Origin of the sequence: Acidovorax sp. LjRoot129 (assembly GCF_964253765.1) — a bacterium.
Lineage (GTDB): Bacteria > Pseudomonadota > Gammaproteobacteria > Burkholderiales > Burkholderiaceae_C > Acidovorax.
The window spans coordinates 1,769,568-1,787,680 of record NZ_CAXUSE020000001.1 but is presented as its reverse complement, the minus strand read 5'-3'; the positions used below and the strand labels follow the sequence as shown (position 1 = coordinate 1,787,680).

Annotated in this window: 17 protein-coding genes; 11 read left to right on the top strand and 6 right to left on the bottom strand. The window is 67.0% G+C overall.

Going from position 1 to position 18,113, the window contains the following annotated elements:
- Window positions 1-216 precede the first annotated feature (216 nt).
- Window positions 217-1,011 carry a pseudouridine synthase gene (locus ACSQ3Q_RS08155; protein WP_436133899.1) on the top strand — a complete coding sequence of 265 codons (795 nt, stop codon included), beginning with the start codon at window positions 217-219 and terminating at the stop codon, window positions 1,009-1,011.
- Window positions 1,012-1,079: 68 nt separating this feature from the next.
- Entirely contained in the window at window positions 1,080-2,030 is a 951-nt protein-coding gene (locus ACSQ3Q_RS08150) for an NAD(P)H-dependent flavin oxidoreductase (protein ID WP_436133898.1), read from the top strand.
- A gap of 33 nt (window positions 2,031-2,063) precedes the next feature.
- Here ACSQ3Q_RS08150 and ACSQ3Q_RS08145 read toward each other — a convergent pair whose 3' ends face one another.
- Complete coding sequence (locus ACSQ3Q_RS08145) at window positions 2,064-2,654, bottom strand: NAD(P)H-dependent oxidoreductase (RefSeq protein WP_436133897.1); 591 nt, start codon at window positions 2,652-2,654, stop codon at window positions 2,064-2,066.
- A 628-nt stretch (window positions 2,655-3,282) separates the two neighbouring features.
- Here ACSQ3Q_RS08145 and ACSQ3Q_RS08140 point away from each other — a divergent pair.
- The 4 genes from ACSQ3Q_RS08140 to ACSQ3Q_RS08125 all read left to right on the top strand — a co-directional run bounded on the left by ACSQ3Q_RS08140 (window position 3,283) and on the right by ACSQ3Q_RS08125 (window position 5,992).
- Window positions 3,283-3,795: an MgtC/SapB family protein gene (locus ACSQ3Q_RS08140; RefSeq protein WP_436133896.1), complete on the top strand. Its 513-nt coding sequence runs from the start codon at window positions 3,283-3,285 to the stop codon at window positions 3,793-3,795.
- A 229-nt stretch (window positions 3,796-4,024) separates the two neighbouring features.
- Entirely contained in the window at window positions 4,025-4,954 is a 930-nt protein-coding gene (locus ACSQ3Q_RS08135; protein WP_436133895.1) for a DMT family transporter, read from the top strand.
- 172 nt (window positions 4,955-5,126) lie between these two features.
- Window positions 5,127-5,345, top strand: coding sequence for a hypothetical protein (locus ACSQ3Q_RS08130; protein ID WP_436133894.1), 219 nt, complete (start codon window positions 5,127-5,129; stop codon window positions 5,343-5,345).
- Window positions 5,346-5,452: 107 nt separating this feature from the next.
- On the top strand, window positions 5,453-5,992 hold the full coding sequence (locus ACSQ3Q_RS08125; RefSeq protein WP_436133893.1) for a DUF924 family protein: 540 nt from the start codon (window positions 5,453-5,455) through the stop codon (window positions 5,990-5,992).
- A gap of 97 nt (window positions 5,993-6,089) precedes the next feature.
- Here the strand turns inward: ACSQ3Q_RS08125 and ACSQ3Q_RS08120 are convergent, their stop codons facing one another.
- Window positions 6,090-7,025, bottom strand: coding sequence for a succinylglutamate desuccinylase (locus ACSQ3Q_RS08120; RefSeq protein WP_436133892.1), 936 nt, complete (start codon window positions 7,023-7,025; stop codon window positions 6,090-6,092).
- 125 nt (window positions 7,026-7,150) lie between these two features.
- On the opposite strand from ACSQ3Q_RS08120, the gene ACSQ3Q_RS08115 reads away from it, so the two are divergent.
- A complete protein-coding gene (locus ACSQ3Q_RS08115; protein ID WP_436133891.1) occupies window positions 7,151-10,363 on the top strand; it encodes a WD40 repeat domain-containing protein in 3,213 nt (1,070 codons plus the stop codon).
- 867 nt (window positions 10,364-11,230) lie between these two features.
- On the opposite strand, the gene ACSQ3Q_RS08110 is transcribed toward ACSQ3Q_RS08115, so the two are convergent.
- Together ACSQ3Q_RS08110 and soxR are read right to left on the bottom strand one after the other, a co-directional pair.
- Window positions 11,231-12,253, bottom strand: coding sequence for an OmpA family protein (locus ACSQ3Q_RS08110; RefSeq protein WP_436133890.1), 1,023 nt, complete (start codon window positions 12,251-12,253; stop codon window positions 11,231-11,233).
- A gap of 153 nt (window positions 12,254-12,406) precedes the next feature.
- Window positions 12,407-12,904, bottom strand: a complete 498-nt coding sequence (gene soxR, locus ACSQ3Q_RS08105; RefSeq protein WP_436133889.1) for a redox-sensitive transcriptional activator SoxR — start codon at window positions 12,902-12,904, stop codon at window positions 12,407-12,409.
- A 158-nt stretch (window positions 12,905-13,062) separates the two neighbouring features.
- Here soxR and ACSQ3Q_RS08100 point away from each other — a divergent pair, with 158 nt between their 5' ends.
- Together ACSQ3Q_RS08100 and ACSQ3Q_RS08095 are read left to right on the top strand one after the other, a co-directional pair.
- A complete protein-coding gene (locus ACSQ3Q_RS08100; protein ID WP_436133888.1) occupies window positions 13,063-13,512 on the top strand; it encodes a RidA family protein in 450 nt (149 codons plus the stop codon).
- Between the two features lie 168 nt (window positions 13,513-13,680).
- Window positions 13,681-13,827 carry a hypothetical protein gene (locus tag ACSQ3Q_RS08095; RefSeq protein ID WP_436133887.1) on the top strand — a complete coding sequence of 49 codons (147 nt, stop codon included), beginning with the start codon at window positions 13,681-13,683 and terminating at the stop codon, window positions 13,825-13,827.
- Window positions 13,828-13,961: 134 nt separating this feature from the next.
- On the opposite strand, the gene ACSQ3Q_RS08090 is transcribed toward ACSQ3Q_RS08095, so the two are convergent.
- Both ACSQ3Q_RS08090 and ylqF read right to left on the bottom strand, forming a co-directional pair.
- On the bottom strand, window positions 13,962-16,277 hold the full coding sequence (locus tag ACSQ3Q_RS08090; RefSeq protein ID WP_436133886.1) for a putative bifunctional diguanylate cyclase/phosphodiesterase: 2,316 nt from the start codon (window positions 16,275-16,277) through the stop codon (window positions 13,962-13,964).
- 108 nt (window positions 16,278-16,385) lie between these two features.
- Window positions 16,386-17,354, bottom strand: coding sequence for a ribosome biogenesis GTPase YlqF (gene ylqF / locus ACSQ3Q_RS08085; protein ID WP_436133885.1), 969 nt, complete (start codon window positions 17,352-17,354; stop codon window positions 16,386-16,388).
- 199 nt (window positions 17,355-17,553) lie between these two features.
- On the opposite strand from ylqF, the gene ACSQ3Q_RS08080 reads away from it, so the two are divergent.
- Window positions 17,554-17,805 carry a hypothetical protein gene (locus ACSQ3Q_RS08080; protein WP_436133884.1) on the top strand — a complete coding sequence of 84 codons (252 nt, stop codon included), beginning with the start codon at window positions 17,554-17,556 and terminating at the stop codon, window positions 17,803-17,805.
- 68 nt (window positions 17,806-17,873) lie between these two features.
- Window positions 17,874-18,044 (top strand): oxidoreductase-like domain-containing protein, encoded by a 171-nt coding sequence (locus ACSQ3Q_RS08075; RefSeq protein WP_436136961.1) that lies wholly within the window; start codon window positions 17,874-17,876, stop codon window positions 18,042-18,044.
- The last annotated feature ends 69 nt before the right edge of the window (window positions 18,045-18,113 follow it).

The following is an 18,113-nucleotide window of genomic DNA, read 5'->3' as shown; positions in this document are numbered from 1 at the left end:
GCTTACCGCCCCTGCTGCCAGAATCTGTCCGCAGTGTGCAGGGCAAGTGCCACACGGGCGCCATCCACGCCGCGTGTAGTAAAAAGCCATGCTGCTGCACCAGCCTTTGCGCGCGTACCGGCAACGGCAACGGCCCCGCATCGGCCGGGCTACCGCGCAAGCGGGCCCCCTGTCTGCGCCGCCACCGCTCCTTTTTCTTTCTCGCCCCCTTCTTCCATGCCCCCTCTGCACATCCTCTGGCGCGACGAGCACCTGGTGGCCGTCTACAAGCCTGCGGGCTGGCTGGTGCACCGCACGGGGCTGGATGCGGGCGAAACGCGGTTTGTGATGCAGACCCTGCGCGACCAGCTGGGCCAGCATGTGTACCCCGTGCACCGGCTCGACAAGGGCACCTGCGGCGTGCTGGTGATGGCGCTGCACAGCGACGCGGCGCGCGCGCTGTCACAGGCCTTTGAGCACGGCGCCACGCACAAGCGCTACCTGGCCATGGTGCGCGGCTGGGCGCCCGAGGCCATTGAGGTGGACCATGCCTTGAAGCCCGACGATGCCCCGGCCGATGCGGCCGTGCAGGAGGCCCACACGCGCTTTCGGCGCCTGGCGCAACTCACGCTGCCCGAGGCCAGCGATGCGCGTTTTGCCACCACCCGCGCCTCACTGGTCGAGGCCATTCCGACCACCGGGCGGCGCCACCAGATCCGGCGCCACCTCAAGCACCTGGCGCATCCCATCCTGGGCGATGCGACACACGGCAAAGGCCCCCTCAACCGCTGGTGGGCCGACCGGCTGGGGCAGCAAAGGCTGTGGCTGCATGCATGGCAGCTGACGGTGCCACACCCGGTGTCGGGCGTTGCCATGGCGTTTGATAGCGGGCTGCAATGGCCGGGGCCTGCTGGCTGGGGCACCGGGCAAACCGCTGATGAGAATGCCAACTCCAGCCCCAGCGCCGACTGGCAAAGCCTGTTTGCGCGGTTGCCTTGGGACGAGACACCCGGCACACCCAAAGCACCGTAACGCCGGCGACACGGGCGACCGCACGCCCATCGAAATAATGGCTCTCCAAAAATCAGGAGACTCCGTTCATGACCCCACCCGCCGCCAACCGCGTCCTTGCCCACACCGGCGCGCGCTACCCCATCATCCAGGCGCCCATGGGCTGGATCGCGCGCACGCAGCTGGCCTCGGCGGTGTCCCGCGCGGGCGGGCTGGGCATCATCGAGACGTCTTCCGGCGAGACGGCCAACTGCCAGGCCGAGATCACGAAGATGAGCGCGCTGGGCCTGCCGTTTGGCGTGAACCTGCCCATCCGCTTTTTGAAGGACGACGCCATGCTGCGTTTTGTCTGCGCATCGGGCGTGAAGTTTGTGACCACCTCGGCGGGCAGCCCGGCCAAGTTCATCGCGCCGCTCAAGGATGCGGGCATCACCGTGTACCACGCGGTGCCCACGGTGGATACCGCGCTCAAGTGTGTGGAGGCGGGCATTGACGGCCTGGTGGTCGAAGGCGGTGAAGGCGGCGGCTTCAAGAACCCCGAAGAGGTCTCCACCCTGGTGCTGCTGCAGGCCATTCGCGCGCGGGTGGACGTGCCGCTGGTGGCCGCGGGCGGCATCTGCGATGGGCGCGGCATGGCGGCGGCCTTTGCGCTGGGGGCCGAGGCGGTGCAGATGGGAACGCGTTTTGTCAGCTGCGCCGAAAGCCCGGTGCACGCCAACTACAAGAACGCGATCGTCGATGCGGGCGTGACCGGCACCTGGATGCTCAACACCAAGGCCAGCCCGTGTATCCGCGCGCTCAAATCCCGGCGCACCCAGGCCATCCACGAGGCGGGCCTGATGCCCGCCGACAGCTTTGAAGGCATCCAGCGCGTGTACTTTGACGGCGACATGGAGGCTGCGCCTGCGCTGGCGGGGCAGACTGCGGGGCTCATCGATTCCATCAAGACGGCGCAGCAGATCATTGAAGAGACGGTGCAGGAGTTCTTTGCGATCAGCCAGCGCATGGGCGCCTTGGCGGCAGCGCGGTCGTTTGGCTGAGGGGCGTTGCAGCGCAGTGGCCGGCCCTGCGGACTATCCCGCCTTGGCCCCCAGCGCACGCATGCGCGCCTTCCACTTGGCCACGCCCTCCTCGCCCAGTTGTTCCACGCTGCCCACCAGGGTTTCGTGCACCGGCGCAATGCCGACAAAGCCCAGGATATTGCGCTCCAGCGACTTCACGCTGTGCGCGCGAAAGTACCAGCGGTAGACGATGGCCGGCATGCCCATGGTGACGATCACGCGTGCGCTGCGGCCGGTGAGGCCTTTGCGCCCAAACGGGTTGCTGCCCTCGGTGGTAAACGCAAACCCGGGCCGGGCCACCTGTTCCAGAAATCCCTTGAGCAGCGCCGGCATGTCGCCGAGCCACAGCGGAAAAAACAGCACGATGTGCCGCGCCCAGCTGATGTCGTCCTGCGCGGGCCGCAAGCGTGCGGGCAGCAGGCCCAGCTCCCATTCGTGCTGGCTGCGCAAGAGCGCGAAGTCGATGGTGGCCACGTCGATCTGCCGTACTTCGTGTCCGGCCTCGATGGCCCCCTTGGCATAGGCCTCTGCGAGGGCATGGCACAGGTGCGGCGCGCCGGCGTCGGGGTGGCCCTGGATCAGAACAATGCGCTGCGGCGTCATGGCGAACTCCTCACAGGGCTGCCCCGGCCCTGCGGCGGCGGCCTGGGCAACGGTGGCGCACCAGGGGGCCTGTGCACGAATCGGGTGGCCAGTAGGCCGGCGAACCCGGATGGCTGCAAAGCGCAGCAATAGCCCGTGCCAGCACAAGCATTTGCCCAGCGCAGATCCGCCTCGGATGCTCACGGTGCAAGGGTTTCGTGCAAGGGCTCCCCAGCCCCGGCAAATCGTGACACGCGCTACCTTGGCACGCAAGCCGCGGGACGGGATTGCCGGGTTCAAGGATGTAAAGCTTGGTGTGCAGTGCAGCATGCCGCCCCATGCATATGCTCCTATTTTTATAGCTAAAAGTGCTTTATTAATAAGCGCTAGAGGCATTTTTATCTCTATTTTTCGATCCTCGTCGATGGAAGCCGTGGGGCCAGCGCGTCGGCATCGTCCTACCCGAGTGCCCGCCGGCCACTGGTAGACGCTGCCCCGCGCCGGCGGCACAGTCCACCACCACAGCCGTCGCTACCGCCCGCTGCTCCACCCGTCCCCAACTCCCCACAGACCATGCCACCTTCACCGTCATCGCTTCCCACCCCGTCGCCGTGCGTCCTGTGCAACCCCAGCCACAAGGACACCCACCATGGCTGACATCTGGCACGAGATCACCAGCACCGTCGCGTCCGAGTTCTCGGACATCACCGACGCCGAGCAGGCCACACGCATCGTCGTGCGGCTGACCATGGCGGGGCTGCTGGGCGGGGCTCTTGGATGGGAGCGCGAGCATGCCGGCAAGGCGGCGGGCGTGCGCACCCACATGCTCGTGGCCATGGGCTCCGCGCTGTTCGTGCTGGTGGCGCAGCAGGCAGGCATCGAGCCGGCCGACAACAGCCGGGTGCTGCAGGGGATCATCGCGGGCGTGGGCTTTCTGGGCGCGGGCACCATCCTCAAGGGCGATGCCGAAAGCCAGGTCAAGGGATTGACCACTGCGGCCGGCATCTGGCTCACGGCCGCCATCGGCGTGGCAGCGGGCCTGGGGCGTGAATCCACGGCAGTGCTGAGCACACTGCTTGCACTGGTAGTGCTGTGGGCCGTGCCGCTGGTGCACGACAAGGTGGCGCGACCGGGCACGCAGCCGCAGCGCGAATCGGAATAGAGGGGGGGAGAAGGCGCTTTTGCGCCGCCCGGAGCGCTGCGCGTGCGCTACACTTTTTGGCCCTTATCCCCCCCGAGGGCCCGCGGCGCACACTGCCGCCGCCGGCATCGCCCATGCACAGCCCACCACCGCAGTGTTCCCCGTTGCGCCCGCCCACGGCGCGCACACTTTCCGCTCCCTTCATGAAGACGTCTTTTGGCGCTGGCAGCAGCCGCAAGGCGGCGCGCCCATGACGCAGGCCGGCACCACGCCCGAACACAGCGCAGCCCACACGGCCGCGCACACCGCAGCCGCGGCCAACCTGCGCGGCATCGTCGCCATGGTGGCGGCCGTGGGTTTCTTCTCGTTGATGGATGCGCTACTCAAGACCTTGTCGGCCAGCTACCCGGCCATGCAGGTGGCGGCGCTGCGCGGCTGGGGCGCGCTGCCGCTGGTCACGCTGTACGTGCTGTGGCGCGGCAATGTCGCCGGGCTGCTGCGGGTGCGCTGGCCGCTGCACCTGCTGCGCGGCGTGCTCAACGTGACCATGCTCGGGCTGTTCACCTATGCCCTCAAGGAGCTGGGTCTGGCCGAGGCGTACACGCTGTTCTTCATCGCGCCGCTGCTCATCACCGCGCTGTCGACCGTGGTGCTGCGCGAGAAGGTACGCCCCGCGCACTGGATAGCGATTGCGCTGGGCATGGCCGGGGTGCTGGTGGCGCTGCGGCCCAGCCAGGACGCCTTCTTCACGCTGGGCGCACTGGCGGTGCTGGGCGCTGCCTGCTGCTACGCCGTGTCGGCAATCACCGGGCGTGTGCTGACCCGCACGGACTCCAGCGCCAGCCTGGTGTTCTGGACCACCGCGTTCCTGGCGCTGGGCGCGGGCACGCTGGCCTGGCCCCAGTGGGTGGGCGTGCAACAGGCGCACTGGCCCCTGGTGGCGGGCCTGGCGGTGACCGGGTTCTTGGGGCAGCTGGCCATCACCGAGGCGTTCCGGCACGGGCAGGCGTCGGTCGTGGCACCGTTTGAATACACGGCCCTGGCCTGGGGCATGGGGCTTGACTGGGTGCTGTGGCAGGCGGTGCCGGGTTATTCCACGCTGCTGGGCGGCGCGATCATCATCGGCAGCGGGCTCTACCTGGTGCGGCAAGAGCGCACACAGGCGGTGCTGCCGCCCTGAGAGGCCGTTGACGATCTCGCAGGAAATCGCCAACAGGCTCTTACAGCGCCCAGCGCAGACCTGCCCAGCGCCCGCGCCGAGGCAGGGCATGGTCTTACACCGCTGCGGCGGTGACCAGGGTGAAATCGGGTGATCACAGTACTGCGGCATTCGCCGCCAAGGAGCGATCCCCATGTCCCAACACGCCACCATTGCAGGCCACGTCACCTACACCCCAGGCGACGGTGCACCCCTGACCATCCCCAAGGGCCCCGTCGAACTCGACGCGTCGAAGGACAGCACCACGCTGAGCTGGACTGCCGACAACGACGCCGTAGGCTCCGCCGCCATCCCCAAGGACCAGTTCAACCAATACGTGCGCGACGGCAAAATCCGACTCGACGAGCGATAGACGACAAGAGCGCGCGGTGTTGCAGGAGGCGCTCTCGCTACTCTTTTTATAGCTTCCGGCACAATAGGATCAAGCGCTGGCAGCCAATTTCATTCGAAATTCCATCCATGCAAGCCGACGACATCCTCCGTTTCTGGTTCGAAGAACTCACGCCCGCCCAGCACTTCGCCCAGGAGGATGCGCTCGACGCCACCATCCGCGAGCGTTTTGGCGCTACCTGGGAATCCGCCCGCCTGTGCGAGCTGTGGACTTGGCGCAGCACGGCGTGCGGGCGCCTGGCCGAGATCCTGGTGCTCGACCAGTTCTCGCGCAACATCCACCGCGGCGCGCCGATGGCGTTTGCGCAGGACCCGCTGGCCCTCGCCCTGGCCCAAGAGCTGGTAGCCGGCCAGCACGACCAGGCACTGCCGCCGCCGCAGCGCGCGTTTGCCTACATGCCCTACATGCACAGCGAGTCGAGCACCATCCACGCTCAGGCCATGTCGCTGTTCCAGCAACCAGGGCTTGAGAACGCCCTGGACTTCGAGGTGCGCCACCGCGACATCATTGCGCGTTTTGGCCGCTACCCGCACCGCAACGCGGTGCTGGGGCGCGACTCCACCGCGCAGGAAATCGCGTTTCTGGCGCAGCCCGGTTCGTCGTTCTGATCTCCACCGGCCACCATGGTGGGGAGCTTGCCGACGACACATCCGCGAAGAGGCTAAGCCCGTTGTGAAGAGTCCTTGAACCGGCGCTGTAGCAGCCCTACAGCGGCCGGGTGAGGTACACCGCCTCGCGCCCCACGATGGGCTCGCGCGTGGGCATCAGCACCGTGCAGTCCTCGCACAGCGCGCGGATCTCGTGCGGGCCGTCGGTGGCGATGAGCTCGCCTTTCGCAAACACCTCAAAGCCTTGCACCGGCCGCACAAAGCGGAACTCGGGCGTGCGCACCATGCAGGTCTCCATCAGCTCGTAGCGGCGCTGCGGGCCGGGCGCTGGCCGCTGCGCTGGCGCATCGATCAAACCAAAGTGCGCGATGAAGTCCAGCGCAACGGCCGTGGCGATGTCGGCTGCCGATTGCAAGAAGTGCTGTCCACACTCCACCACCAGGGCCACGCCCTCGCCGTCTGCCTGGCCATGGTGGCCGTGCTGGATCAGCGGCGTGCCGGAACCCAGGCCGTTGGGCATTACCAGGTGCACCGGTGGGCGGCCCAATGCCAGCGCCGCGCTCGCGTTGCGTGCGTAGGCGGGGTACACCCAGAACGGCTCCACATCCTGGCTGGTCGAATGAATGTCGAGGATGTGGTCGGCCGCGGCGACCACCGGGCGCAGGGCGCGGGCGCGCTGCAGCTCGGGGCTTTGCTCGCTGCCATCGAGCTCGGCCACCGACCACACGCGGTTAAGGTTGTGCACCAGCTGGCGGCTTTCAAACGGGCGGGCCGGGTCAAACGACTCGTAGGCCGCCACGTTGGCAAAGCTGACGGTGAGCGTGCCGATGCGCGGGCGCACGCCTGTGTCCAGCAGGTGCGTGGCCGCAACCATGCCGCAGATCTCGTTGCCGTGCGTGAGCGCGTTGATGAGCACGTGGGGCCCAGGCTGGCCTGACTCGAAACGGTGCACATAGTCGATGCCCACATTGCCCTGGCGGTAGGCGGACAGGTCGCGGGGCAGAACTTCAAACAAGGGTGGGTTTTGCGTCATGGGCGAATCAAATGGGCTTATTGATAAGTAAGCACATCATTGTGTGCGCAAACGCATAACCCCCGAAGACCGCCGTGTACGATGCCCGCCAGCTGCCCAGCCTCGCCACTAATTTCCAACGCACCATGTCCACCACCCGACTTTGCCCGCTGGCCGACGTGGCTGCCTTGCTCCCCGCCGACAGCTGGATCGCACAACGTTTTGCAGAGGAGCCAGACGCCCTGGCCACGGAAGTCGTGCTCTGGATCACAGGCGATGTGCAGGTGCCCGAGCTGCACTTGGATGCGCCCCTGTCCAGCGGGAGCCCGCTGCGGGCGCTGCTGCACGGCGGCAACACCAACCCGGCCCCTGCAAACCAGCCTTTTCTGATCCTGATCGAAGGACATCTACAGATCGACGGTGCGCTTACCTGCGACGACACCGATGGGGCCACGCACCTCATCGTGTTGGGCGATGCCCGTGTGCGCAACGCCGTGGTGGGCGGCCAACTGCTGTATGTGCAGGGCGCGCTGCAGGTGGCCGACCTGCTGTGGGGCGACTACAACCATGGCGATCTCACCGTCCGCGGCGGGCTCACGGCCCGGGTGGCGCTGTTCACGGATGAATACCACGTGGGCATCAGCGGGCCCGAGCAGGTGGAGTTTTTGCTGGACGAGGTGCGCGGTGTGCCCAGCTTGGTGGAGTTTTCCGCCGAGGCAGCAGGACTGGTGTTTGCGCCGGAGTTTTTTGGCGGCATCGACGATGGTGAGGCCGGCGTGGCCGGCCTGCTGGACCGTGACCAAGTAGTGGCTGCCGTGCGCGCTGGCGAAAGCCCGGTGCGCAGCAGCGGCGACATCAAAGCCGACCTGCCCGTGGCTTCCGACCTGTTCGCCGACGAAGCCATTAGCGTGGCCAACATCCTGGCCGCTGTGAATTCGCCCGTGATGGGCCGCAAGGAAAAGGTGGCTTATGGCTGGTTCGGCCAGACCGATTTCACGCTGTGCCGCCGCCACATCGACGGCGAAGGCGACCAGCGCGACGACAACATCTACATCACCGTGTGGAAGACCTGGGACTTCTACATCGGCGTTACCCAGGAGCCCGCAGTCCAGGGCACATTGCCACGGCTGGCCGCGCGCGTGCTGCGCCGCTCCGTGCCGACCACCCCGCAGCTGTCGCTGGCGTACCGACCCTACGAGGAGGGCGTGCCGGGCGAGTGGGTGGCGCTGGACGAAGACGCCGACGCGGAGGCCCGCGAGGCCTGTGAGAAGGCCTGGCGCGGGGTGCTCGACTACGTGCGCCGTGCGGTGGGCCAGTCGCGCGCGGGGTATCCCCTGCACCGGCGGCTGGAGGCCGAGCTCACGGCGCAGCGCATCGAGCGCCTGACCAGCCTGCCTGTGTTTACCGACGTGTACAACGACTGGTGGGACAGCGACAAGGACGGCACTTGGTACGACGATGTCTGGGTGGGTGCACGCCAGCCCTGCATGCACGAGGGCGAGCCCTGGGGCCGTGCGCTCAAGCTCAGCTACGAAAACGGCGAGGACGCACCGGGCGACCCCGAGGACGACGCCCACGCCTGCTACCAGATCGAGATCGACGAAGCCCGTGCAGGCCCGGCGCTAGTGGACTTCACCTATGTGCAGCGGCAAAGCGAGCACCGCCAGCCGCTGCCACGCGGCGCCGCCGACCACATTGCGCGGCTGCTGCGGCTGTATGGTCGGGTGGAAGCCGCACTGCGCGAGGCCCATGAGGATGAGCAAGCCGTACAGACCAAGAAGCTGGTCGACCAAGCCGAGGCTTCGCGCATCGAGGCCGCTGTCCACCTTCTGACCACGCCCCCGCTAGCACCCGACCTGCCCGACGCGGCCGTGTTCCCTGCCGAGCTGATGCTGCTGTCCGCACAGTGGCAGGCCGACGGGCAAGCCTATGTCGCCGCGATCCGCAACCACCAGTTCGCCATGGAAGCCGCCGAGCGCGAAGCGCAGGCCAGGGACTCCAGTGCGGCGGGCGACGGTGCCGACGAGGATGGCCCTGTCGACGACGACGAGGACAGCGACAACCTGCCCGAAGACCTGCGCAAGGCCAGTGCAGCCACCGTGTTGCAACTCGCCCGGGTGGTCAGCGGCCATGCAGACGAAGACCTGTCAGAGCGGTTTCGCCAGCGCTTTGCGTTTGCGCCCGACGCCTATGTGCATTTGGCGAGCGACCAAGGGCAGTTCATCGGCCCGGTGTTCTGGCTGCCGGATGGCGACGGTGTGGTGGCGCACATCGGCGCTGAGTGGAGCGACGACGCGCAATGGGTGCGGCTGCAGGGCCACATGCTCACACCGCTGCCCGCACTCAAGGGCATGGGCCGCTCCCACGATGGGCGCTGCTTTGCGCTGAGCGATGGCACACGCATCACCACGCACCAGGGCCTGGGCGGCCCGCAGATCGCGCAGTGGCCGCTGCCCCAGGGCAATGAGGGGCTGCCTGCATCGCTGGGCCTGGCCGGCGGCACGCTGGGCCAGCGCTGCGACGAGGTCATCCCCTTCAACGACGGCCAGCGCGCGCTGCTGCGCAACCCCACCGGCGTGTACCTGCTCACGCCCGAGGGCGTGCAGCGCATTCACCCGCAGGAGTTTGACGAGGACGGCCCCTACAGCTGGCCCAAGAACCAGATGCAGGAGGGCTCGGAGCGCAGAGAGGACGAGGACGAGGAGGACGAAGAAGAAGAAGATGAAGACCTGGACGGCGAGGGCCATGGCGATGGCAGCGCTGAGGCGAAAAACACCGCCCCCAGCCAACTCGCGCTGGACATGCTGCACATGGCGCTATCGCCCGACGAGAAGTACATCGCACTCGGCGACCAGGACAGCGCGCACGTCCTGCTCGATGCGCACGGCCGGCTGCTGCGCACGATGGAGCCTCTGTCGTCCTACCCCCACCACGCACGCTTTACGCACGACGGCACGCAGCTGTGGGTCAACTCCTGCCACTTCTACAACGGCTGCACCGTGGCCACGCATGTGGGCGATGCACAGGACACCGAAGGCACGCCGATCAACACCGAGTGGCGCGTCTACGCATCGGCCACGCTGCCGGGCATGGTCATCCTGGGCGATGCCAACGGCTACCTGCACGCCCGCGACGACAGCGGCAACGCCCTGTGGCGCCACCACATCGGCAGCACCATCAGCGCCGTGGATGTCTCGCCCGACGGCAGCCAGCTGCTGGTGGGCAGCTACGGCGGCTACCTGGTGCTGCTGCAGCAGGCAGAGACGGGCATGGACCCGTATTCCATCGGCACTTCGCCGTATGTGGAGGTGGGCCGATGGATCTTTTGGAGTGGCGAAGCGGCGCCGCTGCGGTGGTAGGTGACAAGGGAATAGCCCAGTCGGGGAACCTAGCGAGCGCCGGAGGCATAGGCCAAGGAACGGGCGAATCGTGAACTTGAATTCGTCTGGAGGTGCCAGGATCGGCCGGTGGCTGCTAGCGAAGCGAACGCTTAACGGCTTGCGCTGAGCGAGAGGCTAGGCCTCGGTTTCAGGTCGACGACTCGGCGCTGCGAAAGCGGCAAAGCCACTGGCTACTGCGCAAGCGGCACAAACAACGACGAAGAATGAGCTGTTCGGCGCAGTAAGAAGGATTGAGAGGAGTGCGCCCCATCCAACACCGGTCAGTGCACTCCAAGAAGTGCGGCGCAACTTGCTCGCGACGTCGGAGTACAACCAAAGCGTGCCGCGTATGCGAAGTAGCGCTACCAACCACGCAAGGGGCGCGAAGACGAGAACGACGCCGGACCCAGAGCCAGCTTGAGCCATTGCTAGGAGAAGCGCGCCAATGAGGCCGATGACTTCAATGACAGCGCCAACAGATGAGGCGAACCACATGTTTGGGTTCCGAGGCCTACCGTGATTTAGACCGCAGCACCTGCGGAATAAGCTGAACCGTGCGTGATATTCTGGACATTCATTCCTCCTCAAAGAGGCTTAGAGCCTGGATTTCCAAGCGTAGAGCTGTCGAAATAGCCAAGTAAAAAATACCAGCAAACTATAGCCTGCAACCCGCAGAGCGAGGGCTCTCGACTGACACGTTTGGCGTTGTAACCAACGGGTGGGTACACATCAATGACCGGATTGGAGACTGACCGTCACTATCGCCTTTGGCCCAAGCACCTATTTGCTGACGCCCCCACGGCCGCTCAACATGCATTGAAGCGCCAGCCACTCCTTCGGCAACAGCTACTGCAGCACCAACTCCACCCGCCGATTCTTCGCACGCCCCTCATCACTGCTATTGCTTGCCACAGGCGCCAACGACGCCACGCCGTTCCCCACCATGCGATTGGCGGCAATGCCATAGTCTTTGGCCAGTGCCGCAGCCACCGCCTCCGCACGCCGCTTGGACAGTGCCAGGTTGCTGTCAAACCCGCCCACGCTGTCGGTGTGGCCCACCACGTGCAACTTGACGGCCAGCTCGGCCTTCAGGAACGCGGCGATCTGCTCGAGCGATGGTTTGGATTCGGGCTTCACATCCGCCTTGCCGGTGTCGAACAGGATGCCGTAGATGGCGACCTTGCCGTTGGCGGTGATGGACTTGCTGATGTCCGACGCGCTGACCACCACCATGTTCTGCTCCATGGCCTTGGTCTCCAGGATGTCCACGGCCGCATAGGCGCCCTGCCTGGATTTGTAGGTGGCGTCTTCCTTGGGCCAGTCGATGGTGATCACGCGCACGGTGGTGTTGCCCTTTTGGAAGGTGCCGGTGCGCACCGTGCTGGAGTCGGCCGCGTACATCACGTATTCGCTGCGGTTGTTCTTGATGAGGTCGCGCTGGCCGCTGCTGAAGTTGGCCAGAAAGTTGTTGTAGCTGCCGGCCGCGCTGTCGCGGGTGGAGTCGTACAGCGCGGTGAAGCCGTTCGCCGTCAGGTCGTTGGCGTAGTTGCGAAACAGCTCCAGCGACCGGGTGGCGCCGGGCGCCTCGTACCACAGGCGGGTAAGTTTGCCCTCCAGCGCCAACGGCGGCTGCGCATAGCGCCGCTTGTAGGTCTGCAGATCGAACTCCTTGAAGGTCGAGGTCTGGAACTCCACCCCATCAAAGTTGCGCACCTCATAACCCACGATGGTGCTGCCCCCAAAACGCTTGACGGCCGGGTGGTCCTTGGCGCCGGCCAGGTCCTGCGCGCTGGCTGACGTGTGGCTGGCCACGGCCAGGAACGCAAGGCACAGCGAGGCGCCCCACCGACGAAACAGTTTCATGGTCATGAACATCTCCGGTTGAAAACCAATCCTGGCGCCCTGCCACCGCGGGCGCAACACCCGCGTGTGGGCGGCGATGGGATCATAGGCGAGCACCCCCGGCCGACCTGCGGTGCTCAGACCACTGGGCATATGGCGAGGCCCGGCGTGCGCAAAAGATCACGAATCCACCGCCCCGAAATGCGGCCCCGGCCCTTCCTGGGCCAGCACATCCTGCGCGTTGCGCAGCGGGCAGACCTTGAGCGACAGGCAGCCGCAGCCGATGCAGCTGTCTAGCTGGTCGCGCAGCGCGGTCAGCGTGCGGATGCGCTCGTCCAGATCGGCATGCCAGCGCGCCGACAGCCGCCGCCAGTCGGAGACGGTGGGCGTGCGGCTGTCGGGCAGGGCCTGCAGCGCCTGGGCGATTTCCGCCAATGGCACGCCCATGCGCTGGGCCACCTTGACCACCGCCACGCGCCGCAGCACCGAGCGCGGATAGCGGCGCTGGTTGCCGGCACTGCGCACGCTGGCAATGAGACCGCGCGATTCATAGAAGTGCAGCGCCGAGACAGCGAGGCCGCTGCGGCTGGCGACCTCGCCCACTGACAGGTCAGGTGCCTCGCTGGCGGGCCCGCGGGTGACGGGGATGGCAGTGATGGCGGGTTTGTGGGGTTTCATGGCAATTCCTGCAAGGGTTTTCTCACCGGGTATTGACCTCAATATAACTTGAGGTTTGATACTGCAGCGGCCGTCATTGCTCACTGCCGCTGGCTCGCTCGGGCAATGCAGGCACCCCACCCTTTTCTTCTTACCTTTTACTGATGGACTTGTGCACCATGCGCCCTGACACCGCCCCCATCCCCCGCCCTGCGCCCGCAGCCGCTGCGCTCGGCTTTATCAACCCGCCCGGTCTGTACGACCCACGCCCCAATGGCTACTCCCATGTGGTGATCGCACCCGCACAGGCGCGCACGGTGTTTGTGGCGGGCCAGGGTGGCGAGAACGCAGCAGGCCAGATCTCGCCCGACTTTGGCGAGCAGTTGCGCCAGGCGTTTACCAACCTGCGCACAGCCCTCGGTGCGGCGGATGCCGGTCTGCACGATGTGGCCAAGCTCACCGTGCTGGTGGTCGACCACACCGAGCAGCGGCTCGCGCTGCTGAGTCAGGCGGTGCGCAGCCTCTGGCCCGACGGTGCCGCACCAGCGTGCACGCTGATCCCCGTGCCCCGGCTTGCGCTCGACGGCATGCTCGTAGAGGTGGAGGCCACCGCGGTGGCGGCGGCGTGAGCCACCGCGCTGCGGTGTGCCAAGCCACCGCATTGCAATGGATCCATCGTGACAGACTGCATCGCATGGCTGCGCCCAGAACCTCCGAAGCCCCCTGAGCGCCCGGAGCGGGTGGTTTGTGACGTACCATCCTGCACCGTCCCATCCCTAACCCTTACAGGAGGCTCCATGGCCAAAGGCGAACAACGCAGCAACAAGATGGCGAAGAAACCCAAAAAGGACACTTCGCTGCCCAAGGAAGGCAGCGGCAGCTCCGACCGCCCGATGCCCCCCGTCACGTCCGTGATCCCACGCGGCAAAGAGAAGAACAAGTGACCGTGTAGCAACGCGGCGCGGGCGTGAACACAGCCTCCGCCCGCACCCCGCGATTGCTATAAAAACAATAGCTGCCAGCGCCTGATAGACAAGCGCTGGCAGCTATTTTTGCTTGTGAATTCCGAAGTTTGGGCTCACGCCCGCGTCGGCCCGACCGGGTCAGCCGGGTCGGCTTCATCCGCCAGGCGGGCCAGCCAGTCCACGTCGGGCTCGGGCCGCCCGAAGAGGTAGCCCTGGTACACGATGCCCGGCTCCCGCTGGCACAGGAAGTCCGCTTGCTCGCGCGTTTCGACGCCCTCGGCCACCACGCGCAGGCCGAAGTGGCGGGCCACCGACAGGATGCCTTCGACCAGCACGCCATCGTCGGCGTTGGTGGGCGCGTCGTGGACGAACGAGCGGTCGATCTTGAGTTCCTGGATCGGCAGGCGCTTGAGGTAGGCCAGCGAGGAATAGCCCGTGCCGAAGTCGTCTAGCGAAAACTCCACGCCCAGCGCGGCCAGCTCGCGGATCTTGGCGACAGCCTCGTCGAAGTCGTCGATCACCAAGCCTTCCGTCACCTCCAGCGTGAGCAGCGTGGGGTCGGCCCCCGACGACTGCAGCAGCGAGCGCAGCTGCGCGATGAAGCCGGTCTGGCGGAACTGCCGCGCGCTGAGGTTGACCGACAGGCGCAGGCGGCGCTCGCGCATCACCGGCAGCGCCAGCAGCTTGCACGAACGGGCCAGCACCCAGGTGCCCAGGCTCACGATGAGGTCGGACTCTTCGGCGATGGAAATGAAGGCGCCGGGCGTCAGCAGCCCGTCGCGCGGATGCTGCCAGCGCACGAGCACTTCGGCGCCGGTCAGCCGGCCCTGCACGTCCACCTGCGATTGCAAAAAGAGCCGCAGCTCATCGGCCGCAATTGCCTGGCGCAGCGAGCGTTCGACCACAAACCGCTGCTCCGCGGCCTCGCCCATCCCCTGCTCAAAGAAAGCTGCCCGCCCGCCACCGGCCTGCTTGGCGCGGTGCAGCGCGGTGCCGGCGCGGCGCAGGGCCTCGTGGGGCGTGTCTTCTGCGCTCTGCGGGTACAGGGTGATGCCGACGCTGGCGCCCAGTTGGGCCTCGCCCACATAGCCCTCCAGGCGCATGGGTTGCAGCAGCAACGACTGCACCTGCTCGGCAAACGTCAGCGCGCGGCGGCTGGCCTGGGGCGGGAGCGCGCCCAGGTCGTGCAGCACGATGGCGAACTCATCGCCCGCCACCCGCACCAGCAGGCCCTGCGCAGGCAGCGTCTGCGACAGCCGCAGCGCCACGGCGCGCAGCAGGCGGTCGCCCATTTCGCTGCCGCGGGCGTCGTTGAAGATGGTGAACCGGTCCAGGTCAAGCAGCAGCAGGGCATGCAGCGGCTGCGCCCCGGCCGCGCCGCGCCAGCGCAAGGCGCCCAGGCGCTCCATCAGCATCACCCGGTTGGGCAGGCTGGTGAGCGCATCGAAGTGCGCAAGGCGATGGATCTCGGCCGCGGCCCGCCGGCGCTCGGTGATGTCCTGCTTGATCTCGACGTAGTGGGTGATGTGGCCGTCGGGCTGGCGGATGGGGGCCACCACCACGGCCTCCGTGATCGTGCCGCCGTCCTTGCGCCGGTTGACCTGCTCGCCCGCCCAGTTCTCGCCCCGCGAGAGCGTGTCGCGCAGGCTCATCCACTGCACCAGCGCCATGCCGTTGCTCGACACCGTGGACGATGGCTGGCCGATCACCTCGTCGAGCGCGTACCCCGTGCGCGCCAGAAAGGCGGCGTTGACGTATTCGATGCGCCCTTCGAGGTCCGTGATGGCGATGCTCTCGGGGCTTTGCTCCACCGCGCGCAGCAGCTTGCGCAACTCGGCATCGCGGGCGGCCAGGCTGGATGCCGTGTGCACCGCCTCGCGCGTGCGCCGTACGTAGCTGCGCCGCGACAGCAGCGTGGCCGCAGCCGTCACGGCCAGGATGCCGCTCAGGTACGTGACATACGCCGCCCGGTTGCCATAGCGCGCCGCGGGCAGCCAGTTGTTGAGGTCGCTCCAGACAAAAAACAGGAACAACGCGCCCGTGGCCCCGGTCAGCGCCAGTGTGGGCCGGGTGCCGAGAATCCAGCCCGAGAACACGATGAGGACCGGAAAGTTGAGCAGGCTCGGGCCGCGCAGGCCGCCGTTGAACGCCGCCACCATCGACACCACCACCCACACGCCCCAGATGAGCACCAGCGCCGCCTGGTGCCAGCGGCCCGCGCGGCCCAGCAGCAGGGCGACTGCGCCCATGGCGCCAGCGGCGAAATTGAGCAGCACCTGGGGCCAGCTGATGGGCTGGTCAAGCAGCAGCAGCGCGGAGATGAGCGTGCCCGTGACCATGGCCGTCCACGAGCCCGTGCGCACCAGCAGTGCAGTGGTGGCATCGTTTCGATCGAAAGGCCCGGGCGGAACTGCTGCAGCTGCGGTCATGCGGTCATGTGTTGGCGGCCATGAGAGCCATGTTGGGGCATGGTACCCCGATATACCGCAGCTATCGAACTTTTGGTTACGGGGCGCGCCCCGCCCCCGCTCTGCCCGCTACGGTGCGTCGCCCGACGAGGGCTCGCGCACGCCCGAGCCTTTGCCCTTGGACTTGGTCCGCGCGTCCTTCTTCGCCTGTCGCTTGGCATCTTCGGCCAGGCCGGCGGCGCGCCAAGCCTCGAACTCGGCAGGCGTCTCCAGGGTGATGCGCCCAAGGATGGCGGTGCGAAAGTCGGTCATCAGGATTTCGGCCGTCTTTTGCAGGTTGACGCGGCCGCCGCCCAGCATGGCGCCGCGTTTTCTGCCGATGGCATTGAGCAGCTCGTCGTCCTGCATCGTGGCCATGGCGCCGGTCGGCAGGCCCAGCTTGTAGCGTGCCTCCAGCAGCGGCGCGTAGTCCGCCTGCAGGCGGCGCAGCAGCTCTAGCGCCACCAGTTCTTCGTCGTAGGCGTTGCGGCCCACCGCGCCGCTGGCGGCCAGGTTGTAGCCGCTCTCGGGCACGATGATGCGCGGCCACAGCATGCCGGGGGTGTCCCACAGGTAGAAGTCGTCCGCCAGGGTGATGCGCTGCTCGATCTTGGTGATGCCGGCCTCGTCGCCCGTCTTGGCCTGGCGCTTGTTCGACAGCGTATTGATCAGCGTGGACTTGCCCACGTTGGGCACGCCGCAGATCAGCACCCGCATCGGCTTGGCCATGCCGCCGCGGTTGGGCGACAGGGCATGGCAGGCATCGATCAGCTTGCGCGCGGGTGCCGCGTCGGATGCATCCAGCGGCACGGCGCGGGTTTCGCTCTGGGCGTTGTACCAGTCCACCCACAGCGGGGTGCGCGCGGGGTCGGCCACGTCCTGCTTGTTCAGGATCTTCACCGTCGGCTTGTGGCCGGTGAGCTCGGCCAGCAGCGGGTTGCTGCTGGAGCCCGGCAGGCGCGCGTCCAGCACCTCGATCACCACGTCAATGTCCTTGATGCGTTCGGTGATGGCTTTCTTGGTCAGGTGCATGTGACCGGGGAACCACTGGATGGCCATGCGGGATTCTTTCTGTGTGTCTGTCGGGTTGTCGGGTCGGCGCCGCCGGATTGCCGGGCGGCCGGTGTTTTGGCTGCGGGTGGGCGGGCTTGGCGTGCAGCAGACCGGTGTCGGCGCGGGCCGCCCAAAGAGCGGCGTGAAGGCGCCAAGGATAATCGCGGTCTTCCCGCTCCTGGCCGCTGCGCCTTTTTTGACCACCATGCCCACCCCCACACCCGCCCCGCGCAAGGCCGCGATCGCCAAGGCCGACAAGGAAGTGCTGTTCAAGGGCGTGACCTGCGCCCTGATCGGCCTGGTGATTCTGCTGGCGCCGTATGTGGCCCGCTCGACCAGCGTGCGCGAACTGATGGGCCAAGCCGCGCTGGTGGGCTGGTTTGCGCTGGCGCTGGGTGTGGCCTTTGTGGTACAGTTCGCGCTGCGGCGCGCCAAGGCTGGGCGCGGGCAACCGTGACACTCGCCGCTCCGTTGCACACGCCTGCCCTGCCCGCCCGCGCTGTGGACGGCGCCTCGGCCCAGGTCATGTTCCAGACCCTGCAGAGCCGGGCGCAGGCGGCCGGCATCGCCCTGCGCAACCCGCCGCCGGAGCCCACGACCTGCTGCGGGCGCGGCTGCAACGGCTGCGTGTGGGAGGGTTTTCTGAACGCCGCCGAGTACTGGCGGCAGGAAGCGTTGCTGCGGTTGGAAGCGTGAATCCCGACTTCCGCGCCGTTCGGGCTGAGCCTGTGGAAGCCAGGGCGCCTGTGTCACCCGCCCATCCAC